The organism is Buttiauxella selenatireducens (genome assembly GCF_031432975.1).
Classification (GTDB): Bacteria; Pseudomonadota; Gammaproteobacteria; order Enterobacterales; family Enterobacteriaceae; genus Buttiauxella; species Buttiauxella selenatireducens.
Genome location: NZ_CP133838.1, coordinates 3,688,415 through 3,710,671, shown reverse-complemented (window position 1 = coordinate 3,710,671; position 22,257 = coordinate 3,688,415). Strand labels below are relative to the sequence as shown.

Annotated in this window: 20 protein-coding genes and 1 pseudogene; 10 read left to right on the top strand and 11 right to left on the bottom strand. The window is 51.5% G+C overall.

Annotated elements, in window-relative coordinates; translation table 11 throughout:
- Positions 1-99: 99 nt before the first annotated feature.
- The 5 genes and pseudogenes from RHD99_RS17085 to RHD99_RS17065 form a co-directional block, all read right to left on the bottom strand.
- Positions 100-1,014, bottom strand: a complete 915-nt coding sequence (locus RHD99_RS17085; protein WP_309875430.1) for a LysR family transcriptional regulator — start codon at positions 1,012-1,014, stop codon at positions 100-102.
- Between the two features lie 150 nt (positions 1,015-1,164).
- On the bottom strand, positions 1,165-1,248 hold the full coding sequence (gene yohP / locus RHD99_RS17080) for a small membrane protein YohP (protein WP_072009412.1): 84 nt from the start codon (positions 1,246-1,248) through the stop codon (positions 1,165-1,167).
- 106 nt (positions 1,249-1,354) lie between these two features.
- Positions 1,355-2,091, bottom strand: a pseudogene (locus RHD99_RS17075) (class I SAM-dependent methyltransferase).
- Positions 2,091-3,431, bottom strand: coding sequence for a glycoside-pentoside-hexuronide (GPH):cation symporter (locus RHD99_RS17070; RefSeq protein ID WP_309875429.1), 1,341 nt, complete (start codon positions 3,429-3,431; stop codon positions 2,091-2,093). The pseudogene RHD99_RS17075 and the gene RHD99_RS17070 overlap by 1 nt, the downstream one beginning before the upstream one ends.
- A 24-nt stretch (positions 3,432-3,455) precedes the next feature.
- Positions 3,456-5,030 (bottom strand): alpha-L-rhamnosidase-related protein, encoded by a 1,575-nt coding sequence (locus RHD99_RS17065; RefSeq protein ID WP_309875427.1) that lies wholly within the window; start codon positions 5,028-5,030, stop codon positions 3,456-3,458.
- Between the two features lie 202 nt (positions 5,031-5,232).
- Here RHD99_RS17065 and RHD99_RS17060 point away from each other — a divergent pair, with 202 nt between their 5' ends.
- The 3 genes from RHD99_RS17060 (at position 5,233) to RHD99_RS17050 (ending at position 8,622) form a co-directional block, all read left to right on the top strand.
- Positions 5,233-6,054 (top strand): helix-turn-helix domain-containing protein, encoded by an 822-nt coding sequence (locus tag RHD99_RS17060; protein ID WP_309879193.1) that lies wholly within the window; start codon positions 5,233-5,235, stop codon positions 6,052-6,054.
- Positions 6,055-6,223: 169 nt separating this feature from the next.
- Entirely contained in the window at positions 6,224-7,669 is a 1,446-nt protein-coding gene (mdtQ, locus tag RHD99_RS17055) for a multidrug resistance outer membrane protein MdtQ (RefSeq protein WP_309875425.1), read from the top strand.
- A gap of 179 nt (positions 7,670-7,848) precedes the next feature.
- On the top strand, positions 7,849-8,622 hold the full coding sequence (locus RHD99_RS17050; protein WP_309875423.1) for an SDR family oxidoreductase: 774 nt from the start codon (positions 7,849-7,851) through the stop codon (positions 8,620-8,622).
- Between the two features lie 2 nt (positions 8,623-8,624).
- On the opposite strand, the gene RHD99_RS17045 is transcribed toward RHD99_RS17050, so the two are convergent.
- Positions 8,625-9,188 carry a DedA family protein gene (locus RHD99_RS17045; protein WP_183271015.1) on the bottom strand — a complete coding sequence of 188 codons (564 nt, stop codon included), beginning with the start codon at positions 9,186-9,188 and terminating at the stop codon, positions 8,625-8,627.
- 108 nt (positions 9,189-9,296) lie between these two features.
- On the opposite strand from RHD99_RS17045, the gene RHD99_RS17040 reads away from it, so the two are divergent.
- A complete protein-coding gene (locus tag RHD99_RS17040) occupies positions 9,297-9,884 on the top strand; it encodes a Yip1 family protein (RefSeq protein WP_183271014.1) in 588 nt (195 codons plus the stop codon).
- A gap of 210 nt (positions 9,885-10,094) precedes the next feature.
- Positions 10,095-11,036, top strand: a complete 942-nt coding sequence (gene pbpG, locus RHD99_RS17035; protein ID WP_309875419.1) for a D-alanyl-D-alanine endopeptidase — start codon at positions 10,095-10,097, stop codon at positions 11,034-11,036.
- A 35-nt stretch (positions 11,037-11,071) separates the two neighbouring features.
- On the opposite strand, the gene RHD99_RS17030 is transcribed toward pbpG, so the two are convergent.
- Positions 11,072-11,623, bottom strand: a complete 552-nt coding sequence (locus tag RHD99_RS17030; RefSeq protein WP_309875417.1) for a GNAT family N-acetyltransferase — start codon at positions 11,621-11,623, stop codon at positions 11,072-11,074.
- A gap of 119 nt (positions 11,624-11,742) precedes the next feature.
- Positions 11,743-13,467, bottom strand: a complete 1,725-nt coding sequence (gene dld, locus RHD99_RS17025; RefSeq protein WP_183271011.1) for a D-lactate dehydrogenase — start codon at positions 13,465-13,467, stop codon at positions 11,743-11,745.
- A gap of 193 nt (positions 13,468-13,660) precedes the next feature.
- Between dld and bglX the strand changes: the two genes are divergently transcribed.
- The 5 genes from bglX (at position 13,661) to RHD99_RS17000 (ending at position 19,856) form a co-directional block, all read left to right on the top strand.
- Positions 13,661-15,958 carry a beta-glucosidase BglX gene (gene bglX, locus RHD99_RS17020; RefSeq protein WP_309879191.1) on the top strand — a complete coding sequence of 766 codons (2,298 nt, stop codon included), beginning with the start codon at positions 13,661-13,663 and terminating at the stop codon, positions 15,956-15,958.
- A 144-nt stretch (positions 15,959-16,102) separates the two neighbouring features.
- Positions 16,103-17,014, top strand: a complete 912-nt coding sequence (gene osmF, locus RHD99_RS17015; protein ID WP_309875415.1) for a glycine betaine ABC transporter substrate-binding protein OsmF — start codon at positions 16,103-16,105, stop codon at positions 17,012-17,014.
- A gap of 13 nt (positions 17,015-17,027) precedes the next feature.
- Complete coding sequence (locus RHD99_RS17010; protein ID WP_309875413.1) at positions 17,028-18,185, top strand: ABC transporter permease; 1,158 nt, start codon at positions 17,028-17,030, stop codon at positions 18,183-18,185.
- Positions 18,182-19,141, top strand: a complete 960-nt coding sequence (locus RHD99_RS17005; protein ID WP_309875412.1) for an ABC transporter ATP-binding protein — start codon at positions 18,182-18,184, stop codon at positions 19,139-19,141. Before RHD99_RS17010 ends, RHD99_RS17005 begins: the two co-directional genes overlap by 4 nt.
- Complete coding sequence (locus RHD99_RS17000; protein WP_309875410.1) at positions 19,125-19,856, top strand: ABC transporter permease; 732 nt, start codon at positions 19,125-19,127, stop codon at positions 19,854-19,856. The genes RHD99_RS17005 and RHD99_RS17000 overlap by 17 nt, the downstream gene beginning before the upstream one ends.
- On the opposite strand, the gene RHD99_RS16995 is transcribed toward RHD99_RS17000, so the two are convergent.
- From RHD99_RS16995 to RHD99_RS16985, 3 genes are all read right to left on the bottom strand, one after another.
- Positions 19,837-19,944 (bottom strand): YohO family small membrane protein, encoded by a 108-nt coding sequence (locus RHD99_RS16995; protein ID WP_034494204.1) that lies wholly within the window; start codon positions 19,942-19,944, stop codon positions 19,837-19,839. The two genes, RHD99_RS17000 and RHD99_RS16995, sit on opposite strands and share 20 nt — an antisense overlap.
- A 74-nt stretch (positions 19,945-20,018) precedes the next feature.
- The gene (locus tag RHD99_RS16990) at positions 20,019-20,774 is read right to left on the bottom strand and encodes a MerR family transcriptional regulator (RefSeq protein ID WP_309875407.1); all 756 of its coding nucleotides are present in this window, start codon (positions 20,772-20,774) and stop codon (positions 20,019-20,021) included.
- Positions 20,775-20,976: 202 nt separating this feature from the next.
- Entirely contained in the window at positions 20,977-22,098 is a 1,122-nt protein-coding gene (locus RHD99_RS16985) for a ribosomal protein uL16 3-hydroxylase (RefSeq protein ID WP_309875405.1), read from the bottom strand.
- Positions 22,099-22,257: the final 159 nt, after the last annotated feature.

The window sequence follows — 22,257 nt, the reverse complement described above, 5'->3', positions numbered from 1 at the left end:
GGAGAGGGAATTGTTTTGTTTTCCCCTTTCATCCAGGAGAGAATCGGTATGGTTTTCCCCTTCTCCCTGGGGAGAAGGCTGGGATGAGGGGGGGGGGAATTACACCACTAACCGCTTGATAAACCCGCGTACCCACATCAGCGCCGCATCACTGTTATGGCGCTGATGCCACAGCAGCGCCACGTCAAACGGGGCCATCTCCAGCGGGACGGGGCTGCTCTGTAACCCCCATATTTGCAGCCAGTTCTCACATAAACCCTGCGGCACCGTTGCAAGCGTTGGCATCTTGCTAAGCAGACCGGGCAACGCGGAAAAATGCGGCGTGGTGTAGCTAATTTCCCGCTTCAGACCTTGTTTCGCTAACAGCGTATCGATATGACTGCTGGCGGCTTCACGGTAACTGACCAACACGTGTTGTTGTGCAGCGTAAACCTCCGCAGACAGCGGGGTATCGAGCTGTAACTGCGCGGGGTGCCAGAGCGTAACAAACGGCATCGACGCCAATAATTCGCGTTCCATCCAGCGCGCTGACTGATTTGCCACGCTGATTGCCATATCCAGGTCACCCCCTTCCAGACGCTGCGCATCGGTAAACGGGTCGCTTGCAACCACATTCAAACGCACGCCGGGAGCATGTTCACGCAATGCAGGCACCAGACGCGGCATCAGCCACATTTCCACCCAATCTGTCATACCGATAGTGACCGTCGCTTTGGCGTTGGCGGGATTGAAATCTGCCTGCTGGAACAGTGCGCTTTGCAACTGCTCAAGCAGTGGCATCAGCTCGGTGTGCAGTTCTGTTGCTCGCGCGGTAGGCTGCATGCGGTGACCGCTGCGAATAAACAACGGGTCGTCAAACATTTCCCGCAAGCGGGCGAGTGACCCGCTTACTGCAGGCTGACCAAGATGCAGTTTATCCGCCGCCAGCGACACGCTTTGTTCGCGAAATAACACCGCAAAGGCAATCAACAAATTGAGGTCGATTTTGCGGAAATCACTTTCTTTGATAGTCATTATGTCTCCAATCAATTGGAGTGATAATAAAGCTTCGCGCAGAGTGTCTGCAAGTTGAACTGCGTAATGTGGGCAAAATGAAGGTGAATTCAATGTGATTGTGCAGAAGGGAAAATCAAAAAGGTGCCACAGGAGTGGCACCTTTTGTGATTAGAAAATCATCTTAAACACGCCTGTCACGACCAGTAAGCCAATAATAAAGATAATTAAAACTGCCCAAAGAATAATTTTCATCGAGGTTCCCTGGTGAATGGCTAGTGTTTAAGAGTATAGGCAAGGATGACGGGAAGCACGGGGAGATGCCTCCCCGTGAATGGAAATTAAGACAAATTGAAGGTCATCAGATGAGCGGTTTGCGCGCCGCAAGCAGGAAAATCATCGGGCGTTCTTTTTCTTCAGCCAGCGCAGGGTTTTGCGCAATTTGCTCTGCACTCGGCCCCCATTCATCGAGTTTTTCGATAATAAAGCCGCTGGCAATCAACGCGTTAAGCCAGCTCGAAAGTTTGCGATGCTGCTTCTTCACGCCGTCAGCAAACCAGTTACTGATGCGCTCGCCTTCTTGCTGATAATGATTAACCGGCCAGGATTTTTGCCCGGACTGATCGGCAAGCCATCCCTGTTGCAGCGGCGCGGTGTAAATCGGATGTTCCGCTGAAAAAACTAACCTGCCCCGGGAACCAAAGACTGGTAAAGGGTGGCAAATAATGTGTCTATATTTTCCAGATAATGCAGCGCCAGTGAGCTGTAAAACAGATCAACGCTTTGTGCATCAAGATCTAACCGTTCGAGATCTTCACGACGATAAACAATGCCGGTGCCCGCGGTCATCTCGCGTGCCTTTTCCAGCATTTTTACTGAGACATCCAGACCTAAAACCTGTGCCGCCCCCTGGTCGCGCGCATAGCGGCAAAACCAACCATAGCCACAGCCTAAATCAACGATCTTCTTGCCGCGAAGTTCAGGTAACAGTGACTGAATGGCCGCCCATTCTGGTGCGCCATCCAATCCTTTAATTGAGCGGTCAAGGGTGGCGTAACCTTCAAAAAAAGCCGGGTTATCATAGATATTTTGTGTCATTAGCACTCCTGTACATTTGCAGCATCTAAATCAGCGCGTATTTTTTCATATTCATCATCAAGGCGGTAAAACTTCCCTATCCACAGCATGGATATGACGATTAACGCAGCAGGGATATAAAGATAACAGGATTTAATGGCAAATAAGGCATCGACACTTTGCGCATGATTCGCCACATAGCCGCTGGCGGAAAGCATGATCCCGGTAATCGCTCCCGCGCCTGCCATCGCGACTTTGCCCAAAAAACCGTTGATTGAGGTTAAAATCCCGGCGGTATTAATTCCCGTTTTCCAGACGCCATAATCTACCGGGTCGGCCTGCATTGAGAAATAAATTGCGGTACGTTGCCCTGCACCGAGTGACAAAATTACCGCCCCCACGACCAGAGCCATCACGTTAACGCCAGCAAATATCATTACCGCCATACCCGCAAGATTGATGGCTGAGGCAACAAGATAAACGTGGCGTTTTTTCATGCGCTTTGCCAGCAGCGGTACGGTCAGCGTGCCTAATAACGGCACGAAGGTCGAGATACCCGCCACCAGTGCCGTTAATTCGCTATTTCCAACGTAGTAATTAAAGAAGTAAACCAGTGCGCCGGTCTGGAAGAAAAAAGCCCCCCACATCAGAAAGATATTCACGGCAAAAACAAACCACGGCGGGTTGTGGCGCAGGCTCAACCAGGCACGTTTCAACGTCATCTTTTCTGAGGTGATGTTTATTTTCTCTTCGACATTACGAAAACTGACCAGCAAAAAGAAAGTCGCAATCATGCCGAACACTATCGCGGTATATAAAAAACCGTGTTCTTGATTACCCTGGCCCAATGTTTTGACCAACGGCAACGTGGCAACGGCGACAATCGTCGAACCCAGCGATCCCAACAAAATTCGTACCGTCGAAAGCGTAGTGCGCTCTTTTGATTCACTGGTCAGGAAGGGCAGCATCGCGCAGAACGGGATGTTGACGATGGTGTAGAGGAACGACAAACATAAATAGGTGATGAAGGCATAAATCAACCGGCCAGTGGTACCAAAATCGGGTACATAAAACGCCAGGACACACAGCAAACCGAAAGGGGCAGCGCCGATCAGTAAGTAGGGCCGGCAGCGGCCCCAACGGGTGCTGGTGTTGTCAATAACTAACCCCATCAACACATCCGCGACGCCATCCACCAGACGCGCCACCAGGAACATCAGGCCAACATAATAGGCGGGTAATCCCATTACATCGGTATAAAAGTACATCAGGTACAAAGAGATCATTTGCCAGACCAGATTGCAGGATAAATCCGCAATACCGTAGCCAAAGCGTTGCCGCCAAACCGTTGAGGTAGACATAATTTTGTTCTCTATATTGCTGTTTTATAATTGGTATTTTCTAATGAACCACGAGGGTGTACAGCTCCAGGCGTGGCAATAGCTGTTGATAAGTTTGCTGCCATAGGGGGAAAAATCGGGCCGCTGCGGGTCGAAAAGCTCCCAGAAGGTATCGGCTCCGTGTTCCACCATCGCCCCCCAGTAACGTTTGATTTCCTGAGTGGCTTGCTCCCTTTCATTTACCTGCAATAACGCCGCGACGTAATGATGCATCATGTAGGGTGTGTTCATCTGGATTTCAGGGGGATGAGATTGGAGTTTTGCCAGTAATTGGCGCTGGCTTTCCGGCGTGCCGATATCAGCCAGTACCATCCAGACTTGCGAGGCGCAGGAAATTTGCCGCGCTGACCCACTGACGAAAAAGCCACTTTTTTGATCCCAAAGTTCGCGCAGTGCTGCACTTTTCAAGGTCGCAATTTGTGCTTCAAGCCAGGTGACTTTGCTGCTGTCATAAGTCCGTACCAGCTCTAACGCTTTGTTCAGACAATAGATCAGTACCCCTTGTGACGCAGCCTGTTTGTTAAGGTCTTCATGCCAGTCAATAAATGACCACCAGTCGTTGCTGTCACGCACGATACCGTTTTCAGCGACACGCTCCATCGCCAGTTCAATTTGCCGCCAGGCGACCGGCCAGAGATCGGCAAGCGTTGCGTTATCGTGGGTGGCGGCGACGTATTCTTGCAGCACATCGACGAAAAACAGCGCGTAATCGAACAGGAAAGTATCGTCGGCGATAACCTGTGGTTTAACAAAGATATTGGCCGAAACCATACCGTCTTCCCGTGTCATGGCGGCAAACAGATACAGGCAGCGTTTCACCAGGGCATAATTTTTCACCGTGACATCATTCACCAACGCTTGCAGACGTAAATCCCCGAGCCACAGGCGGCGGTCGCGTTTTGGCCCGTCTTCAAAGACTACCTGCATACAGTTTTTCAATGTTTTAACGGCCACATCATCAATGCGGGTTAACGGGTGGTCAGCACTGTTGTAAGCGGGAAGATTGGCAAGGGATGCCGAGGTGACGGTATCCAGCTTTAGAGAGGTAAAGCGCAACTGGAATTTACGCGATAATGCCACCACATTTATGCGCAAATAGCGGCAACAGTAACGGCGTGGCAGGCGTGTACGGTTCGGTAATTCATCCAGATAACAGTCTTGTTGCTGGAGCCAACTGCTGCTCAGCCAGCCGTTATATTCAGAAAAAGGCTCAACCACTTCCGGCAGCGTTTCACCAAAGATAAATTGCAAATGTGCCGGGGCATCGGGTGGGCTGCCGACCGCTTCGCAGGCAAACTCAAGATAGCCTACGCAGTGCTGGCCGAAATCAATAATGACATGCTCACCTTGAGCGAGATCGTGTTGAAAGAATTCATCCCGGGTGTTCACCACATTCGCCCGCCAACCATGAATTTGCTGAGAGTCAGGCTGTGCGCTGACAATCGCGTGGGGGAGAATATCGTGATGCCAGAGGTCAGGAATGAGTTCCTGCGCTTTGGACAACATGTATGGATGTCGAACCATCTTAATGTGACCATTTTGCTGCAATGCTTGTGACATACCGCGCCCTTTGTGATGAAGGAATGACCGGAGTTTAGGGGGCAACGCTTGTGGCGATCTCTTCTCTGGTTGCCAGTAATGGTCAGCAATTGGCATTTTGAGTGGGGTGCTGATGCGGGCGATCACAAATTGCAAAATCGGGATCGTTATTTGGGCTGGAGTGTTCTATTTTTTCGCCAGGTGGGTTTGAGTGAACGGCATGATGAATAAACTAGAAATCAGTCAGTACTTTCCCGATGAGCATTGCAAACTTTCTCTCTATGCCAGCGACCCGGAAGACAATAATTGCGAGCATAGCCACAGCTTTCAAGAACTGGTGATTGTTGATGAAGGACACGGCCTGCATGTCATTAATGGCAAGCCGATTTTTATCCAGCAGGGTGATGTGTTTTTTATTTGCGAGAACGATGTTCATTTTTACGATGAATTGGGCACGTTAAAGCTCATCAATATTTTAATTAACCCGCAGCTGGAGTTTGTTTTTTTAACCGGAATTGAAGGGTTATTAACCCGAATGACTGGCAGCAGGGCGGCGAATTACGGCTGGCTTACGCCGGAAACAAAAGCGCAGTGCAAACGGCTGATTAGTGAAATTTTCCGCAAAGAGCTCTCGAGTTCCGACAATCAGGCATTAAAAGAGTCGCTATTTTTTACCTTAGTGACTCATATTACTTATGCGCAATCGCAGGCGGAATACAGCAATACGCGCTACAAACTGCATAAATTACTCAGCCATTTGCAAGAAAACTGTTTTAACGAAATTGATTGGCAGCACCTCGCAAACCAGTTCCATCTCACTCAGCGCACCACTTCTCGTCATATAAAAGAAGTGACGGGTCTGACGCCGGAAAACTACCTGAAACGACTGCGGCTGGTGTCGGCACGCGTCAAACTCAAAGAAACCGATATGACGATTACCGAAGTGGCGTTTTTGTGTGGTTTTGCCAACAGCAACCATTTCACGACCTCCTATAAGAAAGTGTTTGGCGTGACGCCAAGTGCTGAGCGTAAACGAGCGATGTAATTATTGGATGAATACCTTATGACGCTTATTTTTAGCTGACTTATAATTTTCAATGAAACTAATTTCAAATTGTATCCCTTATTAACCATTGGTGTATTACCACTGATACCTAAAAGTTTCAGTGCCTGAATGCGTAACCTGAGCGCTTTCTTATACTCCATGGTTATTTATGACTTCCTCACGTTTCCCTCTCGCGGCGACTGGCGTTGCGATAATGCTGGCTTTATCCGGCTGCGCACCCATGCACAATGACGATGCACCTCTTGCACAAAAAACGCCTCCACAACAACTCGAAACCCAGCTTCCTCCGGAACTGGCGCATGGCTGGCCGGGCAGCGACTGGTGGCGAGGTTATCACGACAGCCAAATAGACAGTCTGGTGGAGCGCTCGCTTAAAGATTCGCCGGATCTCGCTGTGGTGCAGCAGCGTATCAAGCTTGCACAAGCGCAAACACAGATGCAGGAAGCTAACGACGGCCCGCAAATGGATTTCTCAGCCAATCTCGAGCGCCAGAAAATGTCCCAGGAAGGGGTGATGGGGCCGTTTGCTCTGACTGATCCCGCGGCAGGTACCACAGGGCCATACTACACCAACGGTAATTTTGGACTGACAGCCAGTTGGGATCTGGATTTGTGGGGCAAGAATCGCGCAGAAGTGGAAGCGAAAGTCGGCGTTATGCGAGCGAAACAGGCCGAACTTGCGCAGGCGAAACAGGTCATTTCTACCAATGTCGTGCGCCTGTATTGGGATATGCAAACGCTGTTGGCGTTAAAAGATGTGAAGCAACAAACGCTGGAGGCACAGAAAAAAATCGTTGATGTCGAAACCAGTCTGTACGCCGAGGGGATTAACTCGTCGACTGACGACGTCGAATCCAATATCGATTTCGTGAAAACTCAGCAACAGATTGATGATATCGACGGACGCATCAACATCGCTAAAGCGCAGCTTGCAGCGATAACCGGGGATGCGCATGCAGCCTCGACGATTAAACCTGTGCCGTTGCCTAAGGTGAGTAGCCGTGCGCCAGACCATATGGGTTATGAACTGCTGGCCCGTCGTCCTGATCTTCAGGAAGCACACTGGTACATCGAATCTTCTCTTAGCAGCGTCGACGCTGCCAAAGCGGCTTTTTATCCCGATGTAAACCTGAGTGCCTTTCTGCAAAATGATGCGTTACATCTGAGCGATTTGTTCCGTGGTTCAGCACAGCAAATGGGCGTCATCGGGGGCTTCACGTTACCTATTTTTGACAGCGGACGCCTGAACGCCAATCTCGATATCGTGCGTGCGCAAAGCAACTTGTCGATTGCCAGCTACAACAAGGCGGTGGTTGGCGCGGTTAACGATGTCGAGAAAGCGGCCAGTCAACTGAATGCGGTTGCGGCGGAAAACGAGCATCAACTTACCATCATGCAGGGTACGCAAAAGCTCAAAGCCCTGGCGCAGGCAAAGTACCATGCAGGAATTATTTCCGGTGCGCGGATGAGTGCGGCGACATTGCCGGATTTGTCAGAACAGGCGCGCGCCATCCAGCTTCACGGCCAATGGCTTAACGCCGATGTGCAGTTAATCTCCGCATTAGGCGGCGGTTATCAGGCCGGTAAAGCGTAACGTACGGGATTCTCGCCACCTCCTATAATTAGATGCAGTTTAATAGTTCTCCCCAAAATAATTCGAGATGCATTGAGGCGGCGACACAGCGAAGCCCTGGAGCTTACTCGAGTAAGTGACTGGGGTGAGCGAGGAAAGCCAACAAAGATGCAGCTCGAAGTATGAAGGGGAGGTGGGGGATGAGAACGGCTCACAAAGTGGCTATCGTCACGGCGTCGGATTCGGGTATTGGCAAAAAATGTGCGCTGATATTGGCCCAGCAGGGGTTCGATATCGGCATCACCTGGCATTCGGATGAGCAGGGGGCACAAGAAACGGCACGATTAGTCGGCGGTTTTGGTCGTCGTGCTGAGACAGTGCAACTCGATTTAGCCCATCTTCCAGACGGTGCGGCGGGGATTGATGAATTGATTTGCCGTTTCGGGCGCGTGGACGCGCTGGTGAATAACGCCGGGGCAATGAGCAAAAATCCTTTCCTGGATGTCACGCTGGAGGAGTGGCGTGAGCTGTTCACCGTGGATGTTGATGGCGCATTTATCTGTTCGCAGAAGGTGGCGCGCGCCATGATTGCCCAGGGTAATGGCGGCAGAATTGTCAATATCACGTCGGTTCACGAGCACACCCCGCTGCCTGAAGCGTGCGCCTACACCGCAGCGAAACATGCGTTGGGCGGGTTAACCAAATCAATGGCGATGGAGTTGGTACAGCATAAAATTCTGGTTAATGCCGTCGCGCCTGGAGCCATTGCCACGCCGATGAATAACATGAGTGAAGGTGACGGAAGCAAAAGCAGAATCCCTGAGATCCCCTTAGGTCGGGCGGGGGAAACTGAAGAAATTGCGAGCCTTGTCGCATGGTTGTGTTCTGACAGCGCCAGCTATACCACCGGACAATCGTTTATCGTCGACGGCGGTTTTATGTTTGCCAACCCTCATTTTAAACCGAAAGGGTAAGCTTATTTATCGCTCTCCCGGCGTTTAAACCAGTACCGCACCAGCCACACCACCGCAACCACGCCTACCAGCCAAATCCAGTGCTTAATATGTTGGTCCAGGTTATGTAGCCATGGGCCAACAACTTCGCCGCCCAAATACCCCAGAGTGGTGAAAATGGTTGCCCAAAGTAGTGCGCCTACAATGTTGAGGGGGAGAAAGATTTTGGGAGGCAGGTGACTGGCGCCAATCAAGATGGGGCTTATCACCCGAAAGCCGTACATAAAGCGCGAGCCAATGACAAACCAATAGGGATGGCGGTTGATCAGATCCTGGGCTTTGGTGATTTTCTTTTTGTGCTTATTAAAACGTTCTGGAATGGAGCCGCGAAAACGTCTGCCAATCAGGTACAGCAGTTGGTCGCCAATCATACCGCCCAGTGCGACAGACAGCACTACCAGCGGATACTTCAGCAACCCCTGGTGCGCAGCAATGCCACCCAACAGCGTCACCGTTTCCCCTTCAGCCATGCTGCCCAGAATCAGAGCGGCATAACCGTAATGCGCGATGAGATTATTGATATCCATAGTGAATCTGGTCGCTCCAATTTATAACTGATTAAAAAACAATCCAGCCGTTGTGCATTATACTTTATCTGTGCTTAATCGATTTTTTTTGGCATCTCAGGAGGCGTTATGAGTCATGTCTGGGGGCTTTTTTCCCATCCTAATCGTGAAATGCAGAACATAAAACGCGAGAACGAAACGGTAACACATCACTACACGCACCATGTGTTAATCATGGCGGCCATTCCGGTTATCTGTGCGTTTATTGGCACAACCCAAATTGGCTGGAATTTTGGTGATGGTACCTTCGTTAAATTGTCGATGTTTACCGGATTCTATTTAGGCGTACTGTTTTATGCACTGATGTTGGCTGGTGTCGCCGTGATGGGACGTGTCATTTGGTGGATGGCTCGTAACTATCCTCATCGTCCGTCGTTGGCGCGTTGCATGGTGTTTGCCGGATATGTTGCGACTCCGCTGTTTCTAAGCGGCCTTGTGGCACTGTATCCACTGGTGTGGTTATGTGTTTTGGTTGGTGCTATTGCGCTGATTTACACCGGCTATTTGCTGTACGTCGGTGTGCCTGAGTTCCTGGGTATCAATAAAGAAGAGGGGATGAGCTTTTCAAGCTCCACGCTCGCCATTGGTGTACTGGTTCTTGAAGTGCTTTTAGCCATGAGTGTCATTTTGTGGGGTTATGGATACCGGCTGTTTTGAAGGGTATAAAACAATTACGATTCAATTGTGGTAGTTCTCCGGGGCGTCAGAGTATTATGCTGGCGCCTCGCTCTATTCATACGTGCTGTGAACAGATTCGATGGACACATACATATATTCAATGGATTTCCAGTGGCAGGAAGGCGGCAAGCCAACGCATCTGCAACTGGAAAGATGATGAGTAACCTGAATCATTACAGAAGTGTCACCATGCCGACAAAAATTCGTCTCTCGTTGCTCAGCCTCGCGCTGATGATTGCCGTTCCATTCGCTTCTCAGGCTGCGACAAAAGCCACTGTACAACAGGTTAGTGCCGGGCAAGAAATCGCTTCCGGCAGTGCCATGATCGTCGATCTGCAAACCAATAAAATTTTGTATTCCAGCCATCCCGATCTGGTGCGCCCCATTGCCTCAATAACCAAATTGATGACAGCGATGGTGGTTCTGGATGCGAACCTGCCGATGGATGAAATGCTGAGTGTCGACATCAGCCAGACACCGGAAATGAAAGGTGTTTATTCGCGCGTACGTTTGAACAGTAAAATTAACCGTAAAGACATGATGTTGCTGGCGTTAATGTCGTCAGAAAACCGTGCGGCGGCGAGTCTGGCCCATCATTATCCAGGTGGGTATAACGCATTTATTCGCGCAATGAATGCGAAAGCCAAATCCCTGGGCATGACACACACCCGTTACGTTGAACCAACCGGGTTGTCGATTCAAAACGTTTCCACCGCGCGTGACTTATCGAAACTGCTGATTGCTTCCCGGCAATATCCGCTGCTTGGCCAGTTGAGCACGACGAAAGAAGATATGGCGACCTTTGCTAATCCGGCTTATACGCTGCCGTTCCGCAATACCAACCATTTGGTTTATAACAACAAATGGGATATTCAGCTCACCAAAACGGGATTCACTAACAACGCTGGTCACTGCCTGGTCATGCGCACCATGATTAACAACCGTCCGGTGGCGCTGGTGGTGCTGGATGCCTTCGGAAAATATACCCACTTTGCCGATGCAAACCGTTTACGTAACTGGATGGAGACGGGCAAGGTGACGCCTGTTCCTTCATCGGCTCTGGCGTATAAAAAGCAAAAATCTGCACAGATGGCGAATAACAGTCATCAGGGCAATGCAATAGACGACTAGCGATAAATACCCTGCAACTTGAAGTATGAAGGGTATTACGGCAGCGTCCTGTCTCCATCATTGAGCGGGCGCTGCATAATCAAGGTATCTCGCCAGCCACCCAGCTTGAATCCCACATTGCGAAGTTGCCCAGCCACTTCGAAACCGAGCTGTTTGTGCAGACGACACGAACCTGAATTGTTCTCACCATCGCCAATCACCGCCACCATTTGCCGCCACGGGCCCTGTTCGCAGCGAGTAATCAGCGTGCTTAATAGCTCTCGCCCTACACCTTTTCCCGTCATACTGGCGTCAATATAAACCGAGTCTTCAACGGTAAAACGGTACGCCGAACGTGAGCGATAGGCCGTCGCATAGCTAAAACCCACCACAATTCCGCTGTACACCGCGACCAGCCAAGGAAGTTGCTGGGCATGAACCGCAGTCAGGCGTTCGGCCATTTGAGTAAGTGTGGGCGGGACTTCCTCGAAAGAACTGCGGCCATGCAGGACGTGCCATTCATAAATGGCAGCGATGGCGGGAATGTCGTCGGCGGTGGCATCACGAACGTGTAATCGTACACTCGGCACGGTTTCGAGCACTGACATCTCTGGCTCCTGTACGCAGGATAGTAAAGTGGCATGTGGTCACACCACTTTGGTCGCATCTTAATCTAGTACAAAAAACAAGCGAGCAACAACTCAATCCTGTTATTTGGCGGCATAACTTAATGAGGACCGTGGTGATGCGTGTGGTTGCAGTCCTTTTCCTCCCACCATTTATGCTTGGTGGTTTTACCAATGCCTGGGTTCATGCTGTTAGTCGGGTCATTGGCCTGATAAAACTGCTTTAAGCTGTCTGGCGCTTCATACAAATGCCCGACGTTATGTTCAGCCGGATACTGTGCTCCGCGCGCGCGAAGCAGCTCGAGCATCTGCTCTTTCAACGCATGGACATCAACCCCTTTTTTCACAATGTAATCCTGATGGAAGACATGGCACATGAAGTGGCCGTAATACAGGCTATGGCTTATCTGGCTGCTGATTTCCGGCGGTAAATGCTCAAACCATTCCTGGTCGTTACGACGCAGAGCGATATCCAACGCCAGGATATCTTCGACTTCGTTAGCATGTACCGCGTGATAACGTATCGCGGCACCCGCTGCGGCGAAGCGGTGTAAAAATGCCTTCGCCCCTTCCGTTGGCGTACAGACGAAAAAGCCACCTTCCGCCTGCTGGAAATAACTTTCCAGCCAGTTGCGTGCTTCGGCAATCCCTTCACCGGACATCTTCAACAACAGATGATGTTCGTATTTTCCACGCCACTCTTTCATACGCGGCGGTAAATGGCCCGGAGTCCAGCGACTCAGGCGCTGTAAAACACGATCGGTGAAGTGAGGCTTAACGAACGGGACTTTTTCAAGCCACGCATCCGTACGGCCTTTCAGGGTGAAGAACATCGGCAGTTTGTCGGTACCGAGTTTATCGATCATCATGAACGTGTCTTTGCCATACACCTCGGCAATATCGTAAATATCCCGGTGCATGTATTCGCCCGCGACGGGCAGGTTTTCAAAATTTGCCAGGATATGGCGACGGATTTCGGTCAGTACTTCAGGTTTGTTGGTGCCGATGTAAAACACTTCGTTTTGCTTTTCGGCAACAAAGGTGTCGAGGCGTACAGCAAAGACGGCGAGTTTTCCGGCACAGCCAGAGGCTTCAAAAAGGCGGCTTGGATCAGCATTAAAGCGTGATGGCGTGTCCGCATCAACGTTGCGCACGCGCTCTGCATAGTCTTTATCAGATGCTTGGCGTTGGTCGTGTAGCACATTTTCTGGCTTCACTCGCTCGTCATCGAGCTTGCCGAGAATTTGCTCCGGTGTGGCTCCGAGGTCGATTCCCAGATGGTTCACCAGGGTTAATTTGCCTTGCTCATCAATACGCGCATACAGCGCCATCTCTGTATAGGCTGGCCCACGTTTTACCAGGGAGCCGCCGGAGTTATTACAAATCCCGCCAATGACCGAAGCCCCAATACAAGACGAACCGATAACGGAGTGCGGCTCACGTCCAAGGGGTTTAAGCGCTTTTTCCAGTTGATAGAGTGTGCTGCCGGGAAACGCGAGAACCTGCTTTCCGCCATCCAACAACTGTAATTTATCCAGACGCAGTGTGCTGATGATGACAATTTCACGATCGTAATCGTTGCCATTTGGGGTTGAGCCTTCGGTCAAACCGGTATTAGCCGCCTGCATCAGAATGATTTTGTCGGTGCTGACACACGCGCTCAGTACTCGCCATAACTCAAGCAAAGTTCCGGGGAAAACGACCGCCAGCGCATCGCCCTGGCCGGAGCGGAAACCTTTACGATAACGCGCCGTTTTTGCCGCATCGGTTAGCACATGTTGACTGCCCACCAGGCGGCTTAGCTCATTAATAAACGGGTTAGACATCTATCCACTCCTTGTGAAAATAGTGAAGTCTTCAAGCATAGCCTGAAAATGGATAATGAATCTTCCGAAACGCTCGAAAAATCAGCATATAACATCAGGCTCGCTCTTCTTACCGACATGACGTTGTGGCACACTGCACCTCTTAACACTTCGTGCTGCCCTGGGTGGCGGCTTGAGCAAGAGAGTAATGTCGATGAAATGGCTCTGTTCTGTAAGTTTCGCAGTTAGCCTTGCGCTGCAACCTGCGGTAGCGTCTGAAATGTTTGGCCCGCACCCGTTAACGCCAGAAGCACGTGACGCCTTCGTCACCGATTTGCTGAAACAAATGACTACTGACGAGAAAATCGGTCAACTGCGGTTAATCAGCGTCGGGCCGGATAACCCGAAAGAAGCCATTCGCGAGATGATCAAAGACGGGCAGGTTGGGGCGATTTTCAACACTGTAACCCGCCACGATATCCGTGCCATGCAAGACCAGGTGATGAGCCTGAGCCGTCTGCACATTCCATTATTCTTCGCCTACGATGTGGTGCATGGTCAACGTACCGTGTTCCCGATAAGCCTGGGTTTAGCCTCATCCTTTAATCTGGATGCCGTGAAAACGGTAGGGCGCGTTTCTGCTTATGAAGCCGCAGACGATGGCCTGAACATGACGTGGGCGCCGATGGTTGACGTTTCCCGCGACCCGCGCTGGGGCCGTGTGTCTGAAGGATTTGGTGAAGATACTTATCTGACTTCAATCATGGGACGCACCATGGTGGAAGCGATGCAAGGCAAAAGCCCGGCAGAACGCTACTCGGTGATGACCAGCGTCAAACACTTCGCAGCCTATGGCGCAGTCGAAGGTGGCAAAGAGTACAACACCGTGGATATGAGCACCCAACGCTTGTTCAACGACTATATGCCGCCATACAAAGCCGCGCTTGATGCGGGTAGCGGTGGCGTAATGGTGGCGCTGAACTCGCTGAACGGTACACCGGCATCGTCGGATACCTGGTTGCTCAAAGATTTGCTGCGCGATGAGTGGAAATTCAAAGGCATCACCATTTCTGACCACGGTGCAATCAAAGAACTGATCAAACACGGTGTGGCGAGTGATCCGAAAGATGCGGTGCGTGTCGCACTGAATTCCGGCATCAACATGAGTATGAGCGATGAGTACTACAGCAAATACTTGCCTGAGCTTGTGAAAAGTGGCGCGGTGCCGATGGCGGAACTCGATGACGCAACGCGTCACGTGCTGAACGTGAAATATGATATGGGTCTGTTTAATGATCCCTACAGCCACTTAGGGCCGAAAGAGTCTGACCCGGAAGATACTAACGCTGAAAGCCGCCTGCATCGTAAAGAAGCTCGTGAAGTGGCACGCGAAAGTATGGTTCTGCTGAAAAACCGCCTGCAAACCTTGCCGCTGAAAAAATCGGGCACTATTGCCGTGGTGGGGCCGCTGGCCGATAGCAAACGCGACATGATGGGAAGCTGGTCTGCTGCGGGTGTGGCCGATCAAACCATTACCGTGTTGCAGGGCATCAAAAATGCGGTGGGTGACAACGCTAAAATTGTGGTCGCCAAAGGCGCTAACGTCACCGATGAAAAAGACATTGTGGCATTCCTGAACCAGTACGAGCCGGCGGTGAGTGTTGACACTCGTTCTGCCAAAGCGATGATTGATGAAGCCGTCAACACCGCGAAATCAGCTGATGTGGTGGTTGCCGTAGTGGGCGAGGCGCAAGGTATGGCGCACGAAGCCTCCAGCCGTACCGACCTCGTTCTGCCGCAAAGCCAGCGCGATTTAATTGCCGCGTTGAAAGCGACCGGCAAACCGTTAGTTCTGGTATTAATGAATGGTCGCCCGCTGGCTCTGGTCAAAGAAAATCAACAGGCTGATGCACTGCTGGAAGCCTGGTATAGCGGCACCGAAGGCGGTAACGCTGTTGCTGATATCTTGTTTGGCGATTACAACCCGTCAGGCAAATTGCCGATGTCCTTCCCGCGTTCTGTTGGGCAGATCCCAACGTACTACAGCCACTTAAATACCGGGCGTCCGTACAATCCGGAAAAACCGAACAAATACACTTCCCGTTACTTCGACGAAGCTAACGGCCCGCTGTTCCCATTCGGTTATGGCCTGAGCTACACCACATTCACCGTTTCTGATGTGAAAATGTCTGCGCCTTCGATGAATGCTGACGGCAAAGTGGAAGCGAGTGTTGAAGTGAAAAACACCGGCGACCGCGAGGGTGAAACCGTTGTGCAGATGTATCTGCGAGATGTCACCGCTTCAATGAGCCGCCCGGTCAAAGAGCTGAAAGGCTTTAAGAAAGTGTCGCTGAAACCGGGTGAAACTCAGACGGTAAGTTTCCCGATTGACGTTGAAGCACTGAAGTTCTGGAACGCGCAGATGAAGCATGTTGCTGAACCAGGCAAATTCAATGTGTTTATTGGGCTGGATTCGGCTCGTGTGAAACAGGGCGAGTTTGAACTCAAGTAATTCTCTCCGATCATCTTCCCAAATAAAGGGCCGGCTTACCGGCCCTTTTCTTATTCTGCCCCCATGCACCCACAACCATTTAATTTTCGGCTAAACTTTTGCGACTCCATGATTTTTAAGAGAGAACAACAGCGAGGAAGCACAATGAATTTATCAGCGCGTTGGGGTGTGGCGGGATTAGTGTTGTTGGCCGCAGGAGTGCAGGCAGCAGAACCCGTGAAAGTGGGTTCTAAAATCGATACCGAAGGTTCATTGCTCGGTAATATTATTTTGCAGGTGCTCGATAGTCACGGCGTCAAAACCGTTAATAAAGTCCAGTTAGGGACCACTCCGGTTGTGCGCGGAGCCATTACTGCGGGTGAACTGGATATCTACCCGGAATATACCGGCAACGGGGCATTTTTCTTTAAAGATGAAAACGATCCTGCCTGGAAAAACGCTCAACTTGGCTATGAGAAAGTCAAAAAACTGGATGCTGAGAAAAATCATCTGGTGTGGTTAACCCCTGCTCCGGCGAACAATACCTGGACGATCGCCGTTCGCAAAGACCTGGCTGAGAAAAACAAACTTACCTCGCTTGACGATCTCGGCGCTTATCTGAAAAAGGGCGGTGAATTCAAACTTGCGGCGTCCGCTGAATTTATCGAACGCTCCGACGCACTTCCTGCCTTTGAAAAAGCTTATGGTTTTAAACTCGAACAGCCGCAATTGCTGTCACTGGCCGGGGGCGATACTGCCGTAACCATTAAAGCTGCCGCGCAGCAAACTTCGGGTGTTAATGCAGCCATGGCTTATGGCACCGATGGACCTGTGGCCGCGCTCGGTTTGCAAACCCTGAGCGACCCAAAAGGCGTGCAGCCCATTTATGCCCCAACGCCTGTGGTACGTGAAAGTGTGCTGAAAGCGTATCCGGAAATGGGCGAATGGTTAAAACCTGTTTTTGCCTCGCTTGATGAGAAAACGCTGCAACAGCTCAATGCCAGCATTGCGGTGGAAGGCCTGGATGCGAAGAAAGTGGCTGCTGATTACCTGAAACAGAAAGGTTTCGTTAAATAGACAGGATGTGCGTTTGCTAAAGATTCATAATCGCGTCCTGCTGCTGCTGGTGATTTTACTGGTGGTGGCGGGCGCGGTACTGCCGTTTATTAATTTTGCACCCAACCGCCTGGTTTCCGGGGAATCTATTGCGCTTAACCAACTCCCCGCCCATGCCTGGTTGATTCTTTCCATTCCGGTTTTCATTCTGGCATGTCTTACTCTCTTTCCGTGTCGGCCAACCTCCCTGGTGTCGACGTTGCTGGTGGGCGAGCTGTTGTTTATTGCCATCTTGTTGGTGATGGGGCGTACCGCATCGCAATTCGCCGCGCATGGCAGCACGCTTGCACGCACCTCTCCAGGTAGCGGGCTGTGGCTTTCATTAACGCTCTGCTTGTTACTGTGCGCCGATGCTATCAGCCGCCTGACGCCTAAAGCTCTCTGGCGCTTGCTACTGAATCTGCAAATCTGGATTGTGCCGGTGGCGCTGCTGGTGAGCGGGTATTTTGATTCACTCTCGTTGCTAAAAGAGTACGCCAATCGTCAGGACGTGTTTGATGACTCACTGTCTCGCCATCTGGCTCTGCTATTAGGAACGTTATTGCCCGCATTGTCGATTGGCGTACCGTTGGGCGTACTGTGTTACAACCGCCCAGGCTGGCAATCATCTGTATTTTCGGTGCTCAATGTGATTCAAACGGTGCCTTCGGTGGCGCTGTTCGGTTTGTTAATCGCACCGCTGGCGGGACTGGTCAAGCTGGCTCCATGGTTAGGCTCCCTGGGCGTGAGTGGGATTGGCGTCGCGCCTGCGTTAATTGCGCTAGTGCTGTACGCGCTGTTGCCGTTGGTACGCGGCGTGGTGTCAGGGTTGCAGCAAGTTCCGCGCAATATCATTGAAAGCGCTGAAGGCATGGGGATGTCGCGTTGGCAGGTGTTCTGGCAGGCTGAAGTGCCGCTCGCGCTGCCGGTTTTATTACGCAGCCTGCGCGTCGTGTGCGTACAAACCATTGGTATGACGGTTATCGCAGCCCTGATTGGTGCGGGCGGTTTCGGGGCGATTATCTTCCAGGGATTACTCAGTAGCGCGCTCGACCTGGTGTTGCTCGGCGTGATCCCGGTGATCGCGCTGGCAGTGATTCTGGACGCATTTTTTAAACTGTTTATCTCATTACTTGAGGAAAAACAGCCATGATTGAATTTGAGAATGTCAGCAAGTCCTTCCAGGGCAAGGCGGCCGTCAGTAACTTGTCGCTGAATATCAAGGAAGGGGAGTTCACGGTGCTTATTGGCACCTCTGGCTCCGGAAAATCCACCACGCTGAAAATGATAAATCGCCTGGTCGAACACGATAGCGGGCGTATTCGTTTTGCCGGAGAAGAGATCCGCAACTTTGACGCGAAAGTCCTGCGCCGCCGCATGGGGTATGCGATTCAGTCTATCGGCCTGTTTCCTCACTGGAGCGTGGCCCAGAATATCGCCACCGTACCGCAATTGCTGAAATGGCCGAAAGCGCGAGTCAGTGCGCGAATTGACGAGTTACTGCATCTGCTCGGGCTTGAGGCGGCGCAATTTCGCGACCGCTATCCGCATCAACTTTCAGGTGGGCAACAGCAACGAGTCGGCGTGGCGCGTGCGCTGGCAGCCGATCCGGAAGTGTTGCTGATGGATGAGCCTTTTGGTGCGCTTGACCCGGTGACACGCGGCGCGCTGCAACAAGAGATTATCCGCATCCATCAACTTCTTGGGCGCACGATTGTGTTGGTTACGCATGACATCGATGAAGCACTGACGCTCGCCGACCGAATTGTACTGATGGATAGCGGGCAGGTGATTCAGCAAGGCACGCCGCTGGATCTATTAACGCGCCCGGCGACAGATTTCGTGCGTGATTTCTTTGGTCGCAGCGAGCTTGGCGTGCGGCTATTGTCACTTCGCCAGGTCGCCGATCGCGTGCGAGTCGAGGAGCGAATGGCGGGCGAACCGATCAGTGAAACATTAAGTCTACGCGAGGCGTTATCGTTATTTGTCTTCCGCCAGTGCGAGCAGTTACCGGTGGTGAATCAGCATGGCGAACCTTCCGGTGTTTTGCATTTTAGCGATCTGGTTCAGGGTGAAAAAATGCGAGGTGAAAATGCGTCTGCTCCGTGATCCCTTGTTATGGCTCATTGCGCTATTTATCGGGCTGTTAGTCGCAATGCCCTACAGCAGCCCCTTGTTCAGTTGGCTTTTCCCGGATCTTGAAAGGCCGTTGTATCAGCAAGACAGTTTTGTGGCGCTGGCGCTAAAGCACTTCATGCTGGTGGGGATTTCCAGTCTGGTCGCCATTGTGATTGGGGTAGGGCTGGGAATTGCAGTCACTCGACCGGCAGGGCTTGAATTTCGCTCACTGGTTGAGACTATCGCGGCGGCTGGGCAAACTTTTCCGCCCGTCGCGGTGTTGGCGATTGCCGTTCCGGTGATGGGATTTGGTCAACAGCCTGCGATCATTGCGCTGGTGCTGTACGGACTGCTGCCGATTTTGCAGGGGACGTTGGCCGGAATGGGGGCGGTGCCAGAATCGACAAAAGAGATTGCGTTGGGGGCCGGGATGAGCCGCTGGCAAATGCTGCGAAAAGTAGAATTTCCTCTCGCCGCGCCGGTGATTCTGGCGGGGGTCCGCACCTCGGTAATCATTAATATCGGTACCGCAGCGATTGCCTCAACCGTCGGTGCCAGTACCCTGGGTTCGCCGATAATCATCGGGCTGAGCGGCTTTAACACCGCCTATGTGATTCAAGGGGCTTTGCTGGTCGCGCTGGCGGCAGTGGTGATCGACCGCCTGTTTGAGCGCCTGTTACGTTACATCACGCGCCATGAAGGATGACGATATAGCCAACCAGCATTACGCCGCCAATCCCGCCGATAGCCATGACCAGCATACCGCCCACCAGGGCAATTTTACTTAATTTCATATTCAGTTCGCTCCAAATGTTACAGGGGCGATTATAAGACGAAGCTGGGTTGTTAATGAACTATTAAGTTTGTCTTATGCGCGTTGAGTCGATTGCCCATTGCTCATCAGTGGGAAGATTTGTAACCCTGCACAGCGCCAGAGTTCCAGTTGGTCGAGCTGGTTATGGGTCGGCGTATCGCCACACCACACTAATAACGTTTGTTGAGCGAAAAGCTCGGGGCGCAGCTGATGCAGTGGATGTGCCAATACATCAATACGCCAACCCTGCTGTATTGCCATCCATGCCGCCATCCATAAACGAGTGGTGTCAGGCGTATCCCATCCGACCAATAACGCATCTTTACCACTGCGCTTGCGGGCCGATGCCAGACACAGCGCAATGTAATTGATCAGCGCGCCATCCAGCAGGCTGAGTAGGGTGTTAAGGGTGACTTGATGGCATTGCAGGCGACGACGCAGAGGGATGTAGAGCTGGTTGACGAGAATTTCTGCTGGGTAGTCGCGGCCAATGTCGGCAATCCAGCTGCGTAACCGGTTCGGGCTGCCGCTTTGTAATTGCTGAAGCAATTGTTCCTGACGTTCACGCCAGCCGCTTTCCAGATCCTGAAGTTCACCGCTCAACAAGGCTTTCACTTTGCTGACCTGAACGCCGTTCTCTATCCAGTGTTTGATTTCGCGAATGCGCTCGATGTCGGCATCGTCAAATAATCGATGACCGCCATCCGTGCGCTGAGGTTTCAGTAGCCCGTAACGGCGTTGCCACGCCCGCAACGTTACGGGATTGATATCACAAAGCAGAGCCACTTCACCGATAGTATAAAGCGCCATGTTATCCCCAAAGTCTTCCCGGGAAGCCCCCGTATAACTGTAGTCAGTGGCAAAGACTCTGTGGGATTTTTAGTTACGGAGCGCAACTAAAAGTGTTTTATGAGTACATTGAGGGGAAATGGGGAATGTTTCTTGCGTTAATCCGCCCTACGAAAAGATAACGTAGGGCGGATTAGCGTAGCGACGGCTGACATTAAATGTGTTAGTCGTCGAAGTACCAGTAACCCTGGTTAACCAGTTCAGTCAAAACACTAACAAATTCCGGGTTCTGCAATGCGTCACCCAGTTCAGTTTGGCTCAGCGTGGTGTAACGGCACAGCGCGTCAGCGGCTTGTGGAACCGGCGCTTCCATCGGTTCGCTATTGACGAAGAACTTTCCATCCACGTTCAGCACGCGTAATCCGCTCAAACGCGTCAGGCTTTCACCTCCTTGTAATGCATCGAGGATTTCATCTTGCTGATATGGCGGTTCTGCTGGCGCAACGTCCAGTTCATGGCGTGGAGTGGTGATAAAGCGGCCAAACCACTGCTTGAAATCTTCCGGCTGGTTGATGACGTCCATCATCATGTCGCGCAGGCGATTTAGCTCATAGCCTTCAACTTTGACCGGATGCTCACGGCAGGTTAAATCAGGGTCGCTGTAATGCTCGCCACCCAAATCGTTTTCCAGCGCGTAGTCGGCAAAGCTGCTGATCAGATCGCGGCCATTTGGCCCACGGAAACCCACGGAGTAGTTGAGTGCAGTTTCATGGGTGAAGCCATCGTGCGGGAAACCAGGCGGAATATAGAGAATGTCGCCAGGTTCCAGATCTTCATCAATGATCGGTTCAAATGGGTCAACGTGCAGCAATGCTGGATGTGGACAGAACTGACGCATTGGCAGTTTGTCACCGACACGCCAGCGACGGCTGCCCATGCCCTGAATAATAAACACATCATATTGATCGATATGCGGGCCAACGCCACCACCCGGTACGGAGAAGGAGATCATCAGATCGTCCAGGCGCCAGTCAGGTAACACGCGGAACGGGCGTACCAGTTCAGCAGACGGCGCATGCCAGTGGTTAACGGCTTGTGCCAGCAGGGACCAGCCCGTTTCACCCAGGTCGTCAAAGTGTTCGAAAGGCCCGTTCGCAGCCTGCCATTGACCATTGGTGTGGCTGACCAGTCGGCTATCCACCTCTGCTTCCATAGCAAGACCGGCTAATTCATCCGGCGTAATCGGATCGACAAAATTAGGAAACGCATTTTTCAAAATAACTGGCTTTTTCTGCCAGTATTTCGCCATAAACTCAGGCCAGTCTAAATTAAGTTGATAATCCATTTTTGACACCAGTGGAGGATAAACGGGCTTAATTATAGAGAGGGTCGCTCGCCGGTCGCCTTGTCATGCGTCAAGCCTTGCTGTAACACCGGATCAGAAAAAACAATACAGCCCATCTTCAAAAAGTGGGACAATAGTGGCTGTTTATACAGTAGAAGT